The sequence below is a fragment of the Vibrio sp. 2-1-2a genome, from assembly GCF_032648565.1.
Taxonomy (GTDB): Bacteria; Pseudomonadota; Gammaproteobacteria; order Enterobacterales; family Vibrionaceae; genus Vibrio; species Vibrio diabolicus.
The window spans coordinates 12304-30489 of the sequence record NZ_WBOH01000011.1 but is presented as its reverse complement, the minus strand read 5'-3'; the positions used below and the strand labels follow the sequence as shown (position 1 = coordinate 30489).

Genomic DNA, 18186 nt, shown 5'->3' with positions numbered 1-18186 from the left:
GACGCAAGTCGTGTTGGAAGTAAAAGTGTAGTTAATTAGAAATTGGAAGCATGCAAATGAGCCAAGTAAAGCAGCTTGAACAAAACTACAACTATACAGTCGTTCGCCAATTTACCCTTGTGACCATTTTATGGGGCATAGTTGGTATGGCTGTTGGTGTTTTGATTGCCGCTCAATTAGTTTGGCCACAGCTAAACTTTGATACGCCGTGGTTGACGTACAGTCGCTTACGTCCACTGCATACTAATGCGGTAATTTTTGCGTTTGGTACAAGTGCTCTGTTCGCAACGTCTTATTATGTTGTACAGCGTACATGTCAAACACGTCTTTTTGGTGGCCCACTCGTTGCCTTCACCTTTTGGGGTTGGCAAGCAATCATCCTGGCAGCAGCCATTACTTTGCCTCTCGGTTTAACATCGGGTAAAGAGTATGCTGAGCTAGAATGGCCTATTGATATCGCAATTGCGCTAGTATGGGTATCATATGCGGTGGTGTTCTTCGGCACACTGGTGAAGCGAAACACGTCACATATTTATGTGGCAAACTGGTTCTTCGGTGCCTTTATTATCACAGTAGCAGTACTTCACATCGTGAACAGCATGGCTATTCCTGTGTCACTTGGTAAATCTTACTCGATTTACTCAGGCGCAGTGGATGCGATGGTTCAGTGGTGGTATGGACACAATGCGGTAGGTTTCCTACTCACCGCTGGTTTCCTAGGCATGATGTACTACTTCGTTCCTAAACAAGCTGAACGTCCTGTTTATTCTTACCGTCTATCTATCGTTCACTTCTGGGCGCTTATTTCTCTATATATTTGGGCAGGCCCTCACCACCTTCACTATACAGCGCTACCGGACTGGACTCAGTCTCTAGGTATGGTGATGTCGCTGGTTCTATTTGCTCCTTCTTGGGGTGGTATGATCAACGGTATTATGACGTTATCTGGTGCATGGCATAAGCTTCGTTATGACCCTATCCTACGTTTCCTAATCGTTTCTTTGTCATTCTACGGTATGTCTACCTTTGAAGGTCCAATGATGTCGATTAAGACAGTTAACGCACTTTCTCACTACACAGACTGGACCATTGGTCACGTTCACTCTGGTGCGTTAGGTTGGGTTGCGATGGTTTCTATCGGCTCTGTATATCACTTAGTACCTCGCCTATTTGGCCAAGAGCGTATGTACTCTGTTGGTCTCGTGAATGTGCATTTCTGGCTAGCAACAATCGGTACCGTTCTTTACATCGTTGCGATGTGGATCTCTGGTGTAATGCAAGGTCTGATGTGGCGCGCGGTTAACTCTGACGGTACGCTAACTTACAGCTTTGTTGAGTCTGTAGAAGCGTCTTATCCGTTCTACTTTGTACGTTTCTTAGGTGGATTTATCTTCCTATCTGGTATGTTCCTAATGGCATACAACACGTACAAAACGGTAAGTGCACCAAAAGAAAGCCTAAAAGCTATCCCACATCCGGCATAAGGAGATTTAAGAATGAGTAATAATTCTAATAATCGCCACGAAATCTTAGAACGTAATGTCGGTTTGTTGGCTATTTTTATCGTGTTTGCTATCAGCTGGGGTGCTCTTGTAGAGATCACTCCTCTGATTTTCCAAAAGCAAACGACTGAACCTGTAGAGAATCTACGTGCTTACACTCCCCTGGAGATGGAAGGTCGTGACATCTACATCCGTGAAGGTTGTAACGTTTGTCACAGCCAGATGGTTCGTCCTTTCCGCTCGGAGACTGAACGTTACGGTCACTACTCTGTCGCTGGTGAGAGTGTTTGGGAACACCCATTCCTTTGGGGCTCTAAGCGTACAGGTCCGGATTTAGCTCGTGTTGGTGGTCGTTATTCTGATGAATGGCACCGCGTTCACCTACTAGATCCTCGTGAGCTTGTGCCTGAGTCAAACATGCCAGGTTTCCCGTGGTTAGCTGAAAACGTTTTAGACGGTAAGCTAACTCAGAAGAAACTTGAGCTATTTCGTGATCAGTTCGGTGTTCCATACACTGATGAAGAGATCGCGAATTCGGCTAAAGAAGTAGAAGGTAAAACAGAGATGGATGCAATCATCGCTTACCTTCAGTCTCTTGGTCATGCAATGAAGTAAGGGGATCATATGGATTTCGGTACAATTCATAGTATTTATACCGTTGTACTCTTCGCTAGTTTTATCGGCATCGTATGGTGGGCATTTAGTAAAAAGCGTAAAGCACGCTTTGAAGAAGATGCCAACTTGGTGTTTGCTGACGAAGAACAAACGACCCCAAATAACCAAGGAGTGAAGAAGTAATGACTACATTCTGGAGTCTCTGGATTATCGTGATTACTGTCGGTACGCTGGTAGGCTGTGCGATTCTCCTAACTTGGTGCGCTAAAGATAAAATGGGCGTCGAGGAAGGGGAAGACATGGGCCACGAGTACGATGGTATTCGCGAGCTAAACAACCCTCTACCAAAGTGGTGGACTTATCTGTTTGTAAGTACATTTGTGTTTGCAGCAGTTTATCTAGCCCTATTTCCAGGTCTAGGTAGCTTCAAGGGCTTTTTAAATTGGCAGAGTTCTGCTCAAACAGTGCGTTCACTGGAAGAGTCAAAAGAAGCCATCGCTAAAGCACAAGAGAACAAGCAACTAAACCAATACGCAAAAGAACTGGATGACGCAGATGCATATTTCGGCGAAGCATTCCGTAAACTTGCGCACAATGATAGTGGTTTGCGCCCAATACCTGAAATTGCGCAAGATCCTGAAGCATTGAAAGTTGGCCAACGTTTGTTTTTGCAAAACTGTTCTCAATGTCACGGCTCTGATGCTCGTGGTCAGAAAGGTTTTCCTAACCTAACTGATGATGCATGGCTATACGGCGGTGAACCAGCTGCAATCGTAACAACCATCATGCATGGCCGTATTGGTCAAATGCCAGCATGGAAAGATGCGCTTGGTGAGCAAGGTGTGCAAGAAGTTGTAAGCTACACACTTAGCCTATCTGGTCGTAAAGTGAATGCTCGTGAAGCAGCGGCAGGTAAAGCACGTTTCGTCGTATGTGCAGCTTGTCACGGTACTGATGGTAAGGGTAACCCTGCAGTCGGTGCACCTGATCTTACAGACCAAGATTGGCTATTTGGCGACTCTCGTGCAGCTGTAACCGAAACCGTAATGAACGGCCGCTCAGGTGTAATGCCCGCGTGGAAAGACATTTTGGGTGAAGATAAAGTTCAGCTCGTTGCCTCTTATGTCTGGAGCTTAAGTAACTCAGAGAGTAAGTAACTGAGATATTAAGTAACATAGCAATAACAGCCCCTTTCATAGGGGCTGTCTTTCCTTTAAATTTAACGCCTTACATTTTTTCATTTAGCTGTTGAGAACTTTTTTATGGTAAAGCCTTGGTATAAACAATTTTGGCCGTGGTTCCTAATCATCCTTCCTCTTACTGTCGTAGTTTGGACTGTGATTACTGTGGTCGTTTTCTCGAACAACTCTGTTTCTTTAGTCGCCGAGGATTACTATAAAAAAGGCAAAGGCATTAACATAGACATTAGTAAAATGAATGTCGCTCGTGACCTAGGTCTTAACGCTGAGATTTCCTCTAAAAATAACAATGTTGTGATTGTTTTCGCTAAAGGGAAGCTATCTCATTACCCTGCTCTAACGGCCACTTTCACTCATCGTACTCTTCCTGATCGTGACTTTACAAAGCTCGTTACGGCGGATGCATCTGGTAATTACCGCCTAACGGCAGAAGAATCTATTCAAGGCCCTTGGTTTGTCGAACTACAACCACATGACCAACAATGGATGATCCAAGGTAAAGTTGAATTTCCAGCCTCGTCAACACCGTTAATGAAGTAAGCATATGTGTGAATCCTGTTATCACTGTGGTGAAGATGTACCAGCCAACACGGATTTTAAAGTTGATATACTCGGTGAATCCCGCAAGATGTGTTGTCCTGGCTGCGAGACGGTTGCTCAAACCATCGTAGACAGCGGCTTAGTATCCTACTATCAATATAGAACTGCGCCTGCGGAAAAAGCAGATTTAGTACCAGAGCAACTCCAAGCTTTAATTCATTATGATAATGAAGATGTACAATCAGAATTTGTGCGAAATCGTGAAAATGTCTCTGAAGTAACTCTTTCTTTAGAAGGCGTGTCATGTGCAGCTTGTGCGTGGTTAATCGAAAAGCAAGTCTCTAATACGGCTGGGTTAGTGTCTATCCGCGTGAATACAACCACTAACCGCGCGTTACTGGCCTGGGATAAAACTCAGGTGCGATTAAGTGAACTCCTATCTGTCATTCATAAACTGGGTTATAAAGCCGCACCATTTGAAGCTGATAAGCAAGAGGCCTCTTATCATCGAATGATGAAGCAATACTTATACAGATTAGGTATTGCTGGTTTAGCTACCATGCAAGTTATGATGCTAGCCGTCGCATTGTATCTAGAAGTTTTTGGTGACCTAGAGCCGGAGTTTAAAAATTACTTTCGTTGGGTAAGTTTGATCTTTGCTACGCCAGTCCTACTCTACTCTGCTCTTCCGTTTTACTTAAATGCGTGGCGAAGCATCAAAGGCCGAACCCTCGGTATGGATGTGCCTGTCTCGATTGCACTTATTTTTGCCTATGTGGCCAGCTTAATAGCAACCGTTACAGAACAGGGCGAAGTCTTCTTCGAATCGATTTCAATGTTCACTTTCTTCCTATTGGTTGGACGATTTTTAGAGATGCGAGCACGTCGCAAAGCTGCTGCGGCGAGTGGTAACCTATTAAAGTTAATCCCAGCGATCGCCACAACGTTGGATGGCGAGCAAATACCAGTGAAAACTCTTAAAGTTGGAGATCGTATTCGCGTCCTTCCTGGCGAACATATCCCAGCTGACGGCAAAGTTATTTCGGGTCGTATTCATATTGATGAATCCATGCTAACGGGTGAATCCGTCCACGTGGTGAAACGAGAAGGCGATGCGGTTTATGCAGGAACATTAAACGGTGATGAGTCATTTGAGCTAGAGGTCATGAGTTCTAAAGCTGACTCAATGATTTCCAATATCGTGCGTTTACAAGATGAAGCTCAACACTCCAAACCTAAAATCGCAGAAATTGCAGACGTTGTTGCTCGTTACTTTGTTGGAGCGATTCTTATTATCTCTGCTGGTACTTGGTTTTACTGGCATCAAACAAAACCAGATGATGCGTTTTGGATCATGCTATCCGTATTGGTAGCCACCTGTCCATGTGCCCTATCTCTTGCTACTCCAACTGCTCTAACTTGTGCTACCTCTCGTATGGGAAACTTTGGCATTTTGCTTCGTAAAGGTCATGTGTTCGAGACCCTATGTAAGATCAACCACTTAGTTGTAGATAAAACAGGTACTCTGACGAAAGGCGATATTGAGATCTGTGATACAAAAGTGTTGAGTGATCTTCCAAAAGAAGATTGTCTCTCTCTAGCCGCAGCATTAGAAGCTCATGCAAACCATCCTATCGCTAGCTCTTTTGCAAGTTACGCCAATGATGACTTTGTTGTGTATGAAGTGCAAAACGTGATTGGTTCAGGGATTGAGGGGATCTGGAATGGCAAAGTCGTTAAGATAGGCAGTGCGGCTTTTGTTCAAGGCAAGGAAAACGAAGAAAGCCACGCGGTCTATCTTTCAGTTGATGGCGAGCATATCGCTAGCTTTTACTACCGCGACCCTATCCGAAAAGAAAGCAAAGCCTTTATTCAACGTTTTGCTGACGCAGGAATTAAGACAACGCTGCTAACAGGTGACTCTCTCTCAAACGCTCTACCTGTAGCGAATGAAATTGGTATCGATCACGTCGTTGCGTCAGCAAAACCAGAAGACAAACTCGCGTATCTTAAGAGTCTTGATGAAGACAGTATCACTATGATGGTTGGCGATGGCATCAATGACGCACCTACTCTCGCCGGAGCTCATCTTTCAGTTGCAATGGGCGGTGGTACGGATGTCGCTAAAGCATCTGCAGATATGACGTTACTTGGGGATAATCTCGAAAAGCTACTAGAGGCACGCTTGCTTGCACTGCGTACAAGAAAGATTATTCGAGAAAACTTGGCTTGGTCTTTGGGTTACAACCTGTTAATTTTGCCTTTAGCTGTCGCTGGTTTAGTGGCTCCCTACATTGCAGTAGTTGGCATGTCTGCAAGCTCAATTATCGTTGTATCTAACTCTTTGCGCCTGCTCAAAGAGAAATAAGTAGAGAAAGCAAACATGGAAAGTCTTTATATATTGATTCCCATCGCTATCGTTCTCGTTTGTGTTGCTGTTGCCATTTTTCTTTGGGCAGTAAGAAGTGATCAGTTTGAAGATCTAGAACGACAAGGACATAACATTCTTCTTGATGAAGAAGACAAATCTAATAGTGATAAAAAATAGCAACCTTTATGACTCCTGACTTTATTGGTGCTTTGATGATCGGCCTCGTTGGGGCTGGTCATTGCATGGGAATGTGTGGTGGTATCGCGTCTCTGCTTACCATGGGCTCTTCTACAAGTAAAAGCTCACCCCTTATTCCACTCTTCTACAACCTAGGGCGACTGAGCAGCTATGCCGTAATCGGTGCATTAGTAGGCGGAGCAATATCAGGTTTATCTGAGCTAAGTGGATTAACGCATTCTCTTGCTTGGTTAAGGCTGATTGCCGCACTGTTCATGATTCTGGTTGCGCTTTATATTGCTAGATGGTGGCAAGGTTTACTGTTAATAGAAAAGTTAGGACAGCACATTTGGCGCTTTATCTCACCTGCTGGTAAGCGTTTGTTGCCATTAAAGCATCCTCTTCATGCTTTACCATTTGGCTTCATTTGGGGCTGGTTACCATGCGGCTTGGTTTATTCTGCGCTAACTTGGTCGGCGGTTTCAGGCAGCGCAATAAACGGTGGTCTTATTATGCTCGCGTTTGGCCTCGGAACACTTCCGGCAATGCTTATTATTGGATATGGTGCCAACCATTTTCAGAAATTACAAAAATCGTTAATATTTAGAAATATTTCAGCATTAATCCTTATTGGGTATGGTTCGTACACTGCTGTAGGAGCCATAGAGTTACTCGGTTTCATATAACGTTAAACTCTATTGAGGTGACATTTTTGCTACCCTTTAGGATTAAGCGATGCTAAAATATTGATGTATATCAAATAGTGAAAGGTTGTTATGATTTCTGAAAAACCTGCAACAAAGCGTATCCAATCAGGCGGTTGCGCCATTCATTGCCAAGATTGTAGCATTAGTCAGCTGTGTATCCCGTTCACTCTGAATGAGGCAGAACTTGATCAGCTTGACCAAATCATCGAACGTAAGAAGCCTATCCAAAAAGGACAAGAGCTTTTTAAGGCTGGTGACGAGCTAAAATCTCTGTACGCTATCCGCTCTGGTACCATCAAGAGCTATACGATCACAGAGCAAGGTGATGAGCAAATCACAGCGTTTCACTTGGCCGGAGACCTAGTTGGTTTCGATGCCATTACAGGTGACTCCCACCCTAGCTTTGCTCAAGCGCTTGAAACGTCGATGGTATGTGAAATCCCATACGAAATTTTAGACGACCTATCAGGTAAAATGCCTAAGCTTCGCCAGCAAATTATGCGTTTGATGAGTAACGAAATTAAAGGTGATCAGGAAATGATTTTGCTTCTTTCTAAAAAGAATGCAGAAGAACGTCTAGCGGCTTTCCTATACAACCTATCAACTCGTTTTTCTCAACGTGGCTTCAGCCCTAGAGAGTTTCGTTTAACGATGACTCGTGGTGATATTGGTAACTATCTTGGTCTTACAGTGGAAACAATCAGTCGCTTGTTGGGTCGTTTCCAGAAATCCGAGATCCTAAGTGTAAAAGGTAAATATATCACTATCTTAGACCACGATGCATTGATGGAACTTGCTGGTGTAACTAAAGAATAATACACCCCAATTATTGATGTAGCTCGAAAATGAGCTACATCATGTTTCTCATAAATTCCTTTCGAAAGTCCTCAAAAAGTTACCCAAACTAAGCTACAGTAAAAATGTACGGTGAGTACTCCAAAATACTGATTTAATTTATATTCAGTATCTGGTTTTGCAATAGAAGTGGGCTTAGTTATGAGTATATACAGTAAGATCCTTGTTGTAGCTGACATCAATAATGATGAGCAGCCCGCACTTGCAAGAGCTGTTCAATTAGCTCAAAAAAGTGTATCTAGAAGCCGAATCACTTTCTTTTTATCCATTTACGATTTCTCTTATGACATGACGTCAATGCTATCAGTGGATGAAAGAGATGCTATGCGTCGAGGTGTTATCCATCAACGTGAGCAGTGGATGCGTAAAATTGCTCAACCTTATCTAAACGATGGCTTCGACTTTGATGTATGTGTCGTCTGGCACAACCGTCCTTACGAAGCAATTATCGCTGAGGTCTATGCAGGCAGCCATGACCTAGTCATTAAAGGCACACGTAAGCACGACGTGTTAGAATCTGTGATTTTCACTCCGACCGATTGGCACTTGTTACGTAAATGCCCTATCCCAGTACTTCTGATTAAAAATGCAGATTGGCCAGAACAAGCAAGCATTCTTGCCTCGGTGCACGTAGGCTCTGAAAATCCAACTCATATTGATCTCAACGATGCCATGGTCGAGCGACTAAAAGAAGTCACCACCCGACTGGATGCCAAACCATACCTTGTTAATGCGTATCCCGTTACACCGGCGAACATTACCATTGAACTTCCTGAGTTTGATCCAACGACTTATACCGATGCCGTTCGAGGTCATCACTTAACTGCGATGAAAGCATTACGCCAAAAACACGGCCTTGATGAAGAGCAAACGATTGTTGAGCAAGGCTTACCTGAAGATGTCATTCCAGCAGCAGCAGAGCGCTTGAATACTGCAATGGTTATTTTAGGCACCACAGGGCGAACCGGGCTTTCTGCTGTCTTTATTGGTAATACAGCTGAGCACGTGATCGATAAAATAAATTGCGATGTATTGGCTCTAAAACCAAAAGGCTACATTAGCCCTCTCGATCCAAATACAGCAACCTAATCTCTCTTTAGCATTGCTATATTGAGCGCTTTCAAACAGACGCTAATAAATCCCCCAATAAAAGGGGGATTTTTGTTTGGGGACAGTTAAAGCGTTGAATACAAAAAAGGAGGTCTAGTTGACCTCCTTTTTTACGAGTTAGATGTTCGTAACATCGATGAACATTGATTCATCAATATTCGTCGAAGAAACGACAGCCTCATTAAATTCATATTCTTCGCGGTTACCTTCACGATCTAGCGGTAAGTTAACAAAGTCGAACAATTCGCGGTCTGCTAGTTGGCTTGGGCTTACGTTTTGAATTGATTTAAAAATCGCTTCCACACGCCCTGGCGTCTTCTTATCCCATTCAATCAACATTGCTTTTATAGATTGACGCTGAAGGTTCTCTTGAGAGCCACAAAGGTTACACGGAATAATTGGGAAATCCTTGTGCTCAGCGTATTTGATCAGATCTTTTTCACGACAGTAAGTTAATGGACGAATGACCACGTTACGACCATCATCAGAGCGTAGTTTTGGTGGCATCGCTTTAAGGCGAGAGCCGTGGAACATATTCAAGAACATTGTTTCGACGATGTCATCCATGTGATGACCTAGCGCAAGCTTAGTTGCACCAATCTTCTCTGCAAATGAATACAGCGTACCACGTCGCAGGCGCGAACACAGACCACAAGTGGTTTTGCCTTCTGGCACTTTCTCTTTTACGACTGAATACGTGTCCTTATCTACGATGTAGTAAGGGATATTCAGTGTTTCGAAATACTCAGGCAGAATATGCTCAGGGAAGCCCGGTTGTTTTTGGTCTAGGTTTACCGCAACCACTTCAAATTTGATTGGCGCAGCTTTTTGAAGATTCAACAGGATATCAAGCATCGCGAATGAATCTTTACCACCGCTAATACATGCCATCACAACATCGCCTTCTTCGATCATGTTGTAATCAGTAATGGCATTTCCAACATGTCTTCTCAGGCGTTTCTGAAGCTTGTTGAATTCTAGGGTTTCTTTTCTTGTATCTATTTGGTTCATTGCGGGCTCTCACATCGCCGATAAATCGACTAGGACTTCCTAACATGGGTTTCTTTGGGGCGTGGATTATACGAGCTTTTTACGCAGGATTAAATGCTTGTCTTATTGAGACATTAAGAAAAGGACACGAAAGGTAGCTTAGTTACCGTCACAAATAAAAAAAGAGCCGCAATTGCAGCCCTTTCTAAACTCTCAGTGTTCACTTCTTTGCGTTAGGCAGATAAGGTAGCACTCGCATAGTAGGCTCTGGGAGTGTCATTGTGCCACCTTGTCCTATTTCGCTTAGCGCGACCTGTATCTTGCCATTGACAATTGGCTTTTCGGTTCCGTTTGAGAAAATCACTTTATCATTCAGTTGATTTGCAAACTCCATCGTCACACCTTGAACTTCAGGTGTAAACCAACCCGCAAACATACCGCCTAAATCTTCCAGCATCGTCTGCATTTGAGGTAGAAGAGGCTTAAGTTGCTCGTAAGAAACGTTACCCTGTAATGCTTCTTTGGTCATCACGACAAGTGAGTAATCGCAGCGAGTATCTTTTGGAGTATCGACAAAAACCAACGGATTCGCTGACTTTAAGTTTTTATCGACTGGCAGAGGCAACTCTTGTGAAGCAGGGATAACAAACTCTTCATAGTGCTCTTCTTTTTCCATCCAAGCTTTTTCTATTGTACAAATTTGCTTAGTTTTTGCGTCCACAAAGAAGACGCCAACTTTCACGTTGTCATGCCCTTCTTTATTGTTGTTTTTGAGTTGGGTGTATAACTTTGAGTACGTGAACATGTACTCTTGAGCTTGGGTTATTGGCGATACAAGAATTAGCGCCGCACTTCCCAATAGACTTAGGCTTAACTTTTTCATTTTATCCGTTATTTTATTGTGTCCAGTAGGCGTTATTATGACGAATCATAGCGCGAAGATCGTGTACATAAGCAATGCCACGTTCAGAATATGCTAGCAATCCATGAGTTAACTCTGACGCCGTTGCGACCGATAACAGGTCTTTGTTCTTTTCGGCTAGAGAAGCTCTGATTTCACGCAGTTCAGCATACGCTGGGTTTCGATTAACATTCATAAAGTAGCCATGAACCGACTGCTGTACAGAATCGAATTTTTCAACTTCATGAGCTTTGCCTGCGCCACGTTGCGCAGGAACAATTCCACAACCCTTTTTATAACACCATTGGCCGAACAAGTTGTTCGCTTGAGTGGCAAAACGAGAAGTGCCCCACGCAGATTCATTTGCTGCTTGAGTTAGAACCAGCGCTTCTGGTAAGACATTCACTCGCACAAGCATTTCTCCCAACCACGCGTGATCGACTTTGTTGTCGCTCAAAGGCCAAGAATACAGAGCTGCTAGTCGCTGAGCGTACTCTTCTTGCTCTTGAGTGATTTGTCCTACCTTTAAAGAAGTAAGAAACGCTCGTTCATGGCGAATTCGTTGATTCTCAAGTGCTATTTTAGGCCTTAAGAAATCAAAAAACGCCGCTTTTTTCTCTTTGGTGTCTTTTATTGCGTTGAAGTCAGGGATATCACCAATGTGTGGCAAATGAGACAAATCGACATGCTTAATTGTCCCGGACAGCACATCAGGATTCTCAACATATTTAAACTGTTGCTCGTAGTGTAAATACGGTCCAATGGAAATGAAAGTGGCGGCTATACAGGTAGCCGCCACTCGTAAACTTATTGATTTTAAAGAATTAGGCATCAAACACCTGTGAGTTACCATCGTGATCATTGTCGTTTTTCTGTGTTGCAACGATCTTGAGCTTAATTCCAAACATTTCGCGGTAGAGTATGCCTTTCAAATGGAAGAAGAATGGCAACACAAAAATCAAGCCAATACCGTAGAACATCGCTGCGACAATAAACATCAACATCACGCCTAAGTAAAGCCCTGCGACGACAAAAATCTTCTTGTTAATAGCGCGAAGTGATAACAATAGCGCCTGCATTGGTGGCACTCTTTTTTCACAAATCAACAAGATAGAGTGACTAAACGCTAAAGAAAGATACAGGGACAGTAGAGGGAAGATCATACCAACTACGCCTTGCAGCATTAGGCTCATCAGCGTTGCTAGGATCACGGGAATAGTAAACTGCAGCCCTTTACCTACATGGCGCAATTTAGTCTTTAAGCCCGCGATATGGCTCATGGCCATCAAGCTGATCCCTGCATAAATTGGGGCGCTGATCACCTCATAACTAAAGTTCGCGACATAAATAGAAGACACAATATCGTTAGTGAATGATTCTGGATTCTCAAATGCATCAAGAATAACGGTCAGATCACCCAACTGCAGTTGTAATGCGATATAGAAAATACCTAACTGGACAAAAAGCAATACAATAATAGCAGGAGAAAAGGATAAAAAGTGCTGGATGGTTGCTCGCCAAGCTTCATTGAAAACAGCCCCAGCTTTAAGCTCGTAGTTGCCAGACAAAGCTCGCTCTACACTCCCCCCAAGATTGAAATCTTTCTCAAAATCGTCGTTCATAGTTTATCCAAGATTAACTTGTAAAATTTTCACTGGAATTCCAGTCAATTAATGTGGCCGTTATTATAAAGAAATCTTTCCACATCTAACATCACAACTCACGTACTATCCTTGCAATCTCAACTGTATGGTTGATAATTAACCACTCACAAGGTTATGAAATTGAAAACAATTATTGTACAGAGCTTAGTGCTATCAAACTGTGTTTAAATGCCAATTAATCTTATAAAAACAGTATGGTAAGGAATGATGACTTTTGCCTGCAAAATTTTTTCTGTTTCAAGATAAGAAAATGCTTTAATTTCACAATTTTGGTGATTATGATGCGCGCCTCAAAAGTGAATGGCTAGTGTCACATCAGCTGGGATTATCCCAGCTTGAACGTGGGGGAAATACAGACGTTGAACGCAAAACCGCAAGCAGGAAAGCCAGTTATTCGTTTATCTGGTATTAGTAAAAGTTTCGATGGTAAGGAAATCATCGGTAATTTAAATCTGGATGTTAATCATGGTGAGTTTCTGACGATTCTTGGGCCTTCTGGTTGTGGTAAAACGACAGTTTTACGAATGATCGCTGGTTTTGAAGCGGCGGATAACGGTCAAATCATTTTGGATGACCAAGATGTAACACAGGTTCCTGCTGAGCAGAGACACGTCAACACGGTATTTCAAAGTTACGCACTGTTTCCACACATGACCGTATATGAGAATGTCGCTTTTGGTCTTCGTATGCAAAAAACGCCTGCAGCAGAGATTGAACCAAGAGTAATGGAAGCATTACGTATGGTTCGTCTAGAAAAAATGGCACAGCGTAAACCGCACCAACTTTCTGGTGGCCAGCAACAGCGTATCGCAATTGCTCGTGCAGTTGTTAATAAACCAAAAGTACTTCTGCTCGATGAGTCGCTATCGGCGCTGGACTACAAGTTGCGTAAACAAATGCAGATCGAGTTGAAGCAGCTTCAGCGTCAACTTGGTATTACCTTTATCTTTGTAACACACGACCAGGAAGAAGCCCTATCGATGTCAGACCGCATTATCGTGATGCGTGATGGCGTTATCGAACAAGATGGCTCTCCGCGTGAGATTTACGAAGAGCCTAAGAACCTGTTTGTTGCTCGCTTTATTGGTGAGATCAACGTATTCAATGCAACCATGCTAGAGCGCATCGATGACAAACGCATCCGCGCAGAAATTGAAGGTGTTGAATCCGTCGTTTACTACGATAAGGAAGCACAGAAAGGCGACAAACTACAAGTACTACTTCGCCCTGAAGACTTACGTATCGAAGAAATCAAAGAGTCTGAAGAAAAAGGCATTGTTGGTCACGTAACTGAGCGTACTTATAAAGGTATGACGTTAGATTCTGTTATCCAATTGGATTCAGGTATGCGTGTAATGGTAAGCGAATTCTTTAACGAAGATGATCCTGATGTGGACCACTCACTTGGCCAGAAAGTCGCTATCACTTGGGTTGAGAGCTGGGAGGTAGTACTCAATGATAAGCAAGAAGATTAATCTTCAGAACGCGATCATTGCCTTAATCGTAGGCTGGCTAACACTGTTTGTGTTGGTACCAAACGTGATGATTATTGGTACCAGTTTCTTAACGCGTGATGAAGCAAACTTAATCGAAATGACATTCACTTTCGACAACTACTTGCGTCTGCTGGACCCACTGTATGCGAAAGTGCTGATGCACTCGTTCTACATGGCAATTGTGGCAACGTTGTTGTGTTTAGTCATTGGATACCCGTTTGCTTATATCGTAGCGAAAATGCCTGAAAAATGGCGTCCGTTTATGCTGTTTTTGGTGATCGTACCATTTTGGACGAACTCTTTGATTCGAACTTACGGACTGAAGATTGTTCTCGGTACACAGGGCATTTTGAACAAGTCGCTGATGGCAATGGAAATCATCGACAAGCCGTTGCGTATTATGTATACCGAAACGGCTGTAATGATTGGTCTTGTATACATCCTACTTCCTTTCATGATTCTGCCGCTTTACTCGGCAATCGAGAAGTTGGACAACACTTACATCGAGGCAGCAAAAGACCTCGGTGCGAACAAGCTCCAAACCATTACTAAAGTGATTCTACCTCTGACAATGCCTGGCATTATCGGTGGCTGTTTGTTGGTTCTACTGCCTGCGCTGGGTATGTTCTACATCTCAGATCTTCTAGGCGGTGCGAAGAACCTACTGATTGGTAACGTAATTAAGAGCCAAGTATTGAACGCTCGTGATTGGCCATTTGGTGCTGCGACCAGTATCGCCCTCACCTTCGCAATGGCTGTCATGCTTTACGCTTACTACCGAGCAGGCAAATTATTGAATAAGAAAGTGGAGCTAGACTAATGGGACGCACAGTTAGATTTAGCTTTATGGCGTTGGTTTATGCATTTTTGTATCTGCCAATCGTTGTACTAATCGTAAACTCATTTAACGCCAATAAATTTGGTATGAAATGGGGTGGTTTCACCACGAAATGGTATGAAACCCTAGTCAACAACGACAGCCTAATGCAGGCTGCATGGCACTCATTGAACGTGGCGGTATTTTCTGCAACAGCGGCTACTATTATTGGTAGCTTAACTGCTGTTGCCCTGTTCCGTTACTCGTTCAAAGGCAAAGGTGCTGTAAACGGCATGCTGTTTGTCGTAATGATGTCTCCAGATATTGTCATGGCGATTTCATTACTTGCTCTGTTCCTAGTATTAGGCGCACAGCTGGGCTTCTTTACTCTATTGATTGCCCACATCACCTTCTGTTTGCCATTTGTGGTGGTAACCGTATACAGCCGCTTAAATGGCTTCGATGTGAAGATGTTGGAAGCAGCAAAAGATCTTGGCGCAAGTGAATGGGTTATCTTAAAGCAGATCATCCTTCCTCTTGCAAAACCAGCAGTTGCGGCAGGCTGGCTGCTTAGCTTTACCCTGTCTCTGGACGACGTAATTATCAGTTCGTTCGTAACAGGTCCAACGTATGAAATCCTACCATTGAAAATTTACTCGATGGTTAAGGTGGGTATTTCACCGGAAGTGAATGCTCTTGCAACGGTCATGTTGGTGGTTTCTTTAATTCTTGTCGTAATTTCTCAGTTGCTCGCAAGAGAAAAAGTAAAGTAAAATCCACATCCGTTAACATCACGAAACAGAATGGTTACATGCCATTCTGTTTTTCTATCTACCGTCCAAAATGATTTGGACAACGTTTGGTTTGGAGCTAACGTCAATGAAAAAATGGGCTACTCTATTAGCTGGTAGTGCATGTGCGCTTTCTCTGTTCTCAGGTTCAGCGGCAGCGGACGATAAAGAATTGGTATTTATGAACTGGGGGCCTTACATCAATAGTAATATCCTAGAGCAATTTACCAAAGAAACTGGTATCAAAGTGATCTACTCGACTTACGAGTCGAATGAAACTTTGTACGCAAAGCTAAAAACTCATAACCAAGGTTATGACCTAGTGGTACCTTCAACGTACTTCGTAGCAAAAATGCGCGATGAAGGTATGCTACAAAAGATCGATAAGACTAAGCTTAAAAACTTCGGCAACCTAGATAAGAACTATCTAGACAAGCCTTACGATCCAAATAACGACTACTCTATTCCACACGTTGTTGCGATTACAGGTCTAGCGGTTAACGCAGATATGTACGATCCAAACGACTTCCAAAGCTGGGCAGATCTATGGAAGCCTGAGCTTGAAGGTCAAGTAATGCTGATGGACGACACTCGTGAAGTCTTCCATATCGCTCTGCGTAAACTTGGCTATTCAGGCAACTCAAAAGACCCTAAACAAATAGATGAAGCGTACGCTGAGCTACAAAAGTTGATGCCAAACGTTCTAGTTTTCAACTCTGACAACCCAGGCGCACCTTACATGTCTGGTGAAGTGGGCGTTGGTATGCTTTGGAATGGCAGCGCTGCAGCTGCTCAAAATGAAGGCCTAAACCTTAAACTCGTATTTCCTAAAGAAGGCGGTATCGGTTGGGTTGACAACTTCGCTATCTCTTCCGGTGCGAAGAACGTAGAAGCAGCTCACAAGATGATCGACTTCCTACTACGTCCAGAAATCGCAGAGCAAATCTCTCGTGATACTGGTTACTTAACAGCGGTAGAGGAATCGAACGCTAAGTTTAAAGATGTTGCACCGCTATTTCCTTCTCAAGAAGATCTTGATCGAGTGGAATGGCAAGATGCGGTTGGTGATCTAACCGTTAAGTACGAAGATTACTTCCTAAAGCTGAAAGCGGGACAGTAATCGAGCTTGTGTAACAAGTCATCGACTAAAAGAAAATAGGCAGCAATACGCTGCCTATTTTTGTAATTGACTGATATAATTATGCGTTGCTAGGTTTATCTGGCTCGATGTCTAGTTTTATCTTCTCACAAAGCGGAGATACAGCCCTCGAGCTAAATAAACAGATTTGTGCTTACTGCGATTTGGATCAACTTGATAACTCCAGCTAGTATTGACTTGTCCAATCGCGAAACAAAACGGAAAACAAATGAAAAGTAAATTCTACGCAAGCGCTCTATGTGCAGCGACGCTCATCGCTACCCCTGCAATGGCTGCTGATCAAGAACTGTATTTCTACAACTGGTCGGAATACATTCCAAACGAAGTTCTTGAAGACTTTACAAAAGAAACTGGAATCAAAGTTATTTACTCTACATATGAATCTAACGAGAGTATGTACGCAAAACTTAAAACCCAAGGTTCTGGTTACGACTTGGTAGTACCGTCTACCTATTTCGTCTCTAAAATGCGTAAAGAAAGCATGCTGCAACAGATCGACAAAGAGAAATTGTCTCATTTTGCCGATCTTGATACTAACTTCCTTAACAAACCGTTCGATCCGAACAACAACTACTCTATCCCTTACATTTGGGGTGCGACAGGTATTGGTATCAATGCTGACATGCTAGACAAATCGTCTGTTACTAAGTGGGATGATTTTTGGGATAGCAAGTGGGAAGGTCAACTAATGCTAATGGATGATTCTCGCGAAGTATTCCACATTGCATTGACTAAGCTTGGTTACTCACCAAACACGACTAACCCAGAAGAAATCAAAGCCGCTTACGAAGAACTGAAAAAGCTAATGCCAAACGTATTAGTATTTAACTCAGACTTTCCTGCAAACCCTTACCTAGCGGGTGAAGTTTCACTTGGTATGCTTTGGAATGGTTCTGCTTACATGGCTCGTCAAGAAGGCGCGAACATCGACATCATCTGGCCAGAAAAAGGAACGATCTTCTGGATGGACAGCCTGGCAATTCCAGCTGGCGCGAAGAACGTTGATGCGGCTCATAAGATGATTGACTTCTTACTGCGCCCAGAAAACGCAGCTAAGATCGCACTAGAGATTGGTTACCCTACTCCAGTGAAAACGGCACACGAACTGCTACCGAAAGAATTTGCTAACGATCCAAGCATCTTCCCACCACAAGAAGTGATGGACAGCGGTACTTGGCAAGATGAAGTTGGCGAAGCGAGCGTAATGTACGATGAGTACTTCCAAAAACTAAAAGTGAACAACTAATTCGCTAGTTTTAAAGATATGAAAAAGCGGCTCATGAGCCGCTTTT

General features: G+C 43.2%; 19 protein-coding genes. 15 read left to right on the top strand and 4 right to left on the bottom strand.

The features are described 5' to 3' along the window. The first annotated feature begins 56 nt into the window (after positions 1-56). From ccoN to uspE, 10 genes are all read left to right on the top strand, one after another. Positions 57-1484, top strand: a complete 1428-nt coding sequence (gene ccoN / locus F7Y48_RS20650; RefSeq protein ID WP_005396488.1) for a cytochrome-c oxidase, cbb3-type subunit I — start codon at positions 57-59, stop codon at positions 1482-1484. Positions 1485-1496: 12 nt separating this feature from the next. Further along, positions 1497-2117, top strand: a complete 621-nt coding sequence (gene ccoO, locus F7Y48_RS20645) for a cytochrome-c oxidase, cbb3-type subunit II (protein ID WP_005377475.1) — start codon at positions 1497-1499, stop codon at positions 2115-2117. Positions 2118-2126: 9 nt separating this feature from the next. After that, complete coding sequence (locus F7Y48_RS20640; protein ID WP_005396487.1) at positions 2127-2300, top strand: cbb3-type cytochrome oxidase subunit 3; 174 nt, start codon at positions 2127-2129, stop codon at positions 2298-2300. Next, positions 2300-3274, top strand: a complete 975-nt coding sequence (gene ccoP / locus F7Y48_RS20635) for a cytochrome-c oxidase, cbb3-type subunit III (RefSeq protein ID WP_005396485.1) — start codon at positions 2300-2302, stop codon at positions 3272-3274. The genes F7Y48_RS20640 and ccoP overlap by 1 nt, the downstream gene beginning before the upstream one ends. Positions 3275-3379: 105 nt before the next feature. Continuing rightward, positions 3380-3856: a FixH family protein gene (locus tag F7Y48_RS20630; protein WP_048626394.1), complete on the top strand. Its 477-nt coding sequence runs from the start codon at positions 3380-3382 to the stop codon at positions 3854-3856. A 4-nt stretch (positions 3857-3860) separates the two neighbouring features. Continuing rightward, a complete protein-coding gene (locus tag F7Y48_RS20625) occupies positions 3861-6224 on the top strand; it encodes a heavy metal translocating P-type ATPase (protein WP_316685336.1) in 2364 nt (787 codons plus the stop codon). Positions 6225-6239: 15 nt separating this feature from the next. Beyond that, positions 6240-6404, top strand: coding sequence for a cbb3-type cytochrome oxidase assembly protein CcoS (gene ccoS / locus F7Y48_RS20620; RefSeq protein ID WP_031780555.1), 165 nt, complete (start codon positions 6240-6242; stop codon positions 6402-6404). A gap of 8 nt (positions 6405-6412) precedes the next feature. After that, entirely contained in the window at positions 6413-7090 is a 678-nt protein-coding gene (locus F7Y48_RS20615) for a sulfite exporter TauE/SafE family protein (RefSeq protein ID WP_005396481.1), read from the top strand. Between the two features lie 90 nt (positions 7091-7180). Further along, positions 7181-7927, top strand: coding sequence for an FNR family transcription factor (locus tag F7Y48_RS20610; RefSeq protein ID WP_005377497.1), 747 nt, complete (start codon positions 7181-7183; stop codon positions 7925-7927). A gap of 180 nt (positions 7928-8107) precedes the next feature. After that, positions 8108-9055 (top strand): universal stress protein UspE, encoded by a 948-nt coding sequence (gene uspE / locus F7Y48_RS20605; RefSeq protein ID WP_006742588.1) that lies wholly within the window; start codon positions 8108-8110, stop codon positions 9053-9055. Positions 9056-9193: 138 nt separating this feature from the next. Here uspE and ttcA read toward each other — a convergent pair whose 3' ends face one another. The 4 genes from ttcA to F7Y48_RS20585 form a co-directional block, all read right to left on the bottom strand. Continuing rightward, the gene (gene ttcA / locus F7Y48_RS20600) at positions 9194-10087 is read right to left on the bottom strand and encodes a tRNA 2-thiocytidine(32) synthetase TtcA (protein WP_005377502.1); all 894 of its coding nucleotides are present in this window, start codon (positions 10085-10087) and stop codon (positions 9194-9196) included. A 199-nt stretch (positions 10088-10286) separates the two neighbouring features. After that, complete coding sequence (locus F7Y48_RS20595) at positions 10287-10949, bottom strand: DUF2987 domain-containing protein (RefSeq protein ID WP_256949702.1); 663 nt, start codon at positions 10947-10949, stop codon at positions 10287-10289. A gap of 13 nt (positions 10950-10962) precedes the next feature. Beyond that, positions 10963-11799, bottom strand: coding sequence for a glucosaminidase domain-containing protein (locus F7Y48_RS20590; RefSeq protein ID WP_316685335.1), 837 nt, complete (start codon positions 11797-11799; stop codon positions 10963-10965). After that, entirely contained in the window at positions 11792-12589 is a 798-nt protein-coding gene (locus tag F7Y48_RS20585) for a hypothetical protein (protein WP_012841829.1), read from the bottom strand. The genes F7Y48_RS20590 and F7Y48_RS20585 overlap by 8 nt, the downstream gene beginning before the upstream one ends. A 401-nt stretch (positions 12590-12990) precedes the next feature. Here F7Y48_RS20585 and potA point away from each other — a divergent pair, with 401 nt between their 5' ends. From potA to F7Y48_RS20560, 5 genes are all read left to right on the top strand, one after another. Next, the gene (gene potA / locus F7Y48_RS20580; RefSeq protein WP_012841830.1) at positions 12991-14106 is read left to right on the top strand and encodes a spermidine/putrescine ABC transporter ATP-binding protein PotA; all 1116 of its coding nucleotides are present in this window, start codon (positions 12991-12993) and stop codon (positions 14104-14106) included. After that, positions 14087-14947, top strand: coding sequence for a spermidine/putrescine ABC transporter permease PotB (gene potB / locus F7Y48_RS20575; protein ID WP_012841831.1), 861 nt, complete (start codon positions 14087-14089; stop codon positions 14945-14947). Before potA ends, potB begins: the two co-directional genes overlap by 20 nt. After that, positions 14947-15717: a spermidine/putrescine ABC transporter permease PotC gene (gene potC / locus F7Y48_RS20570; protein ID WP_005396472.1), complete on the top strand. Its 771-nt coding sequence runs from the start codon at positions 14947-14949 to the stop codon at positions 15715-15717. The genes potB and potC overlap by 1 nt, the downstream gene beginning before the upstream one ends. A 106-nt stretch (positions 15718-15823) precedes the next feature. Then, on the top strand, positions 15824-16855 hold the full coding sequence (locus F7Y48_RS20565) for an extracellular solute-binding protein (protein ID WP_012841832.1): 1032 nt from the start codon (positions 15824-15826) through the stop codon (positions 16853-16855). A gap of 247 nt (positions 16856-17102) precedes the next feature. Beyond that, a complete protein-coding gene (locus tag F7Y48_RS20560) occupies positions 17103-18140 on the top strand; it encodes an extracellular solute-binding protein (RefSeq protein ID WP_005396470.1) in 1038 nt (345 codons plus the stop codon). Positions 18141-18186: the final 46 nt, after the last annotated feature.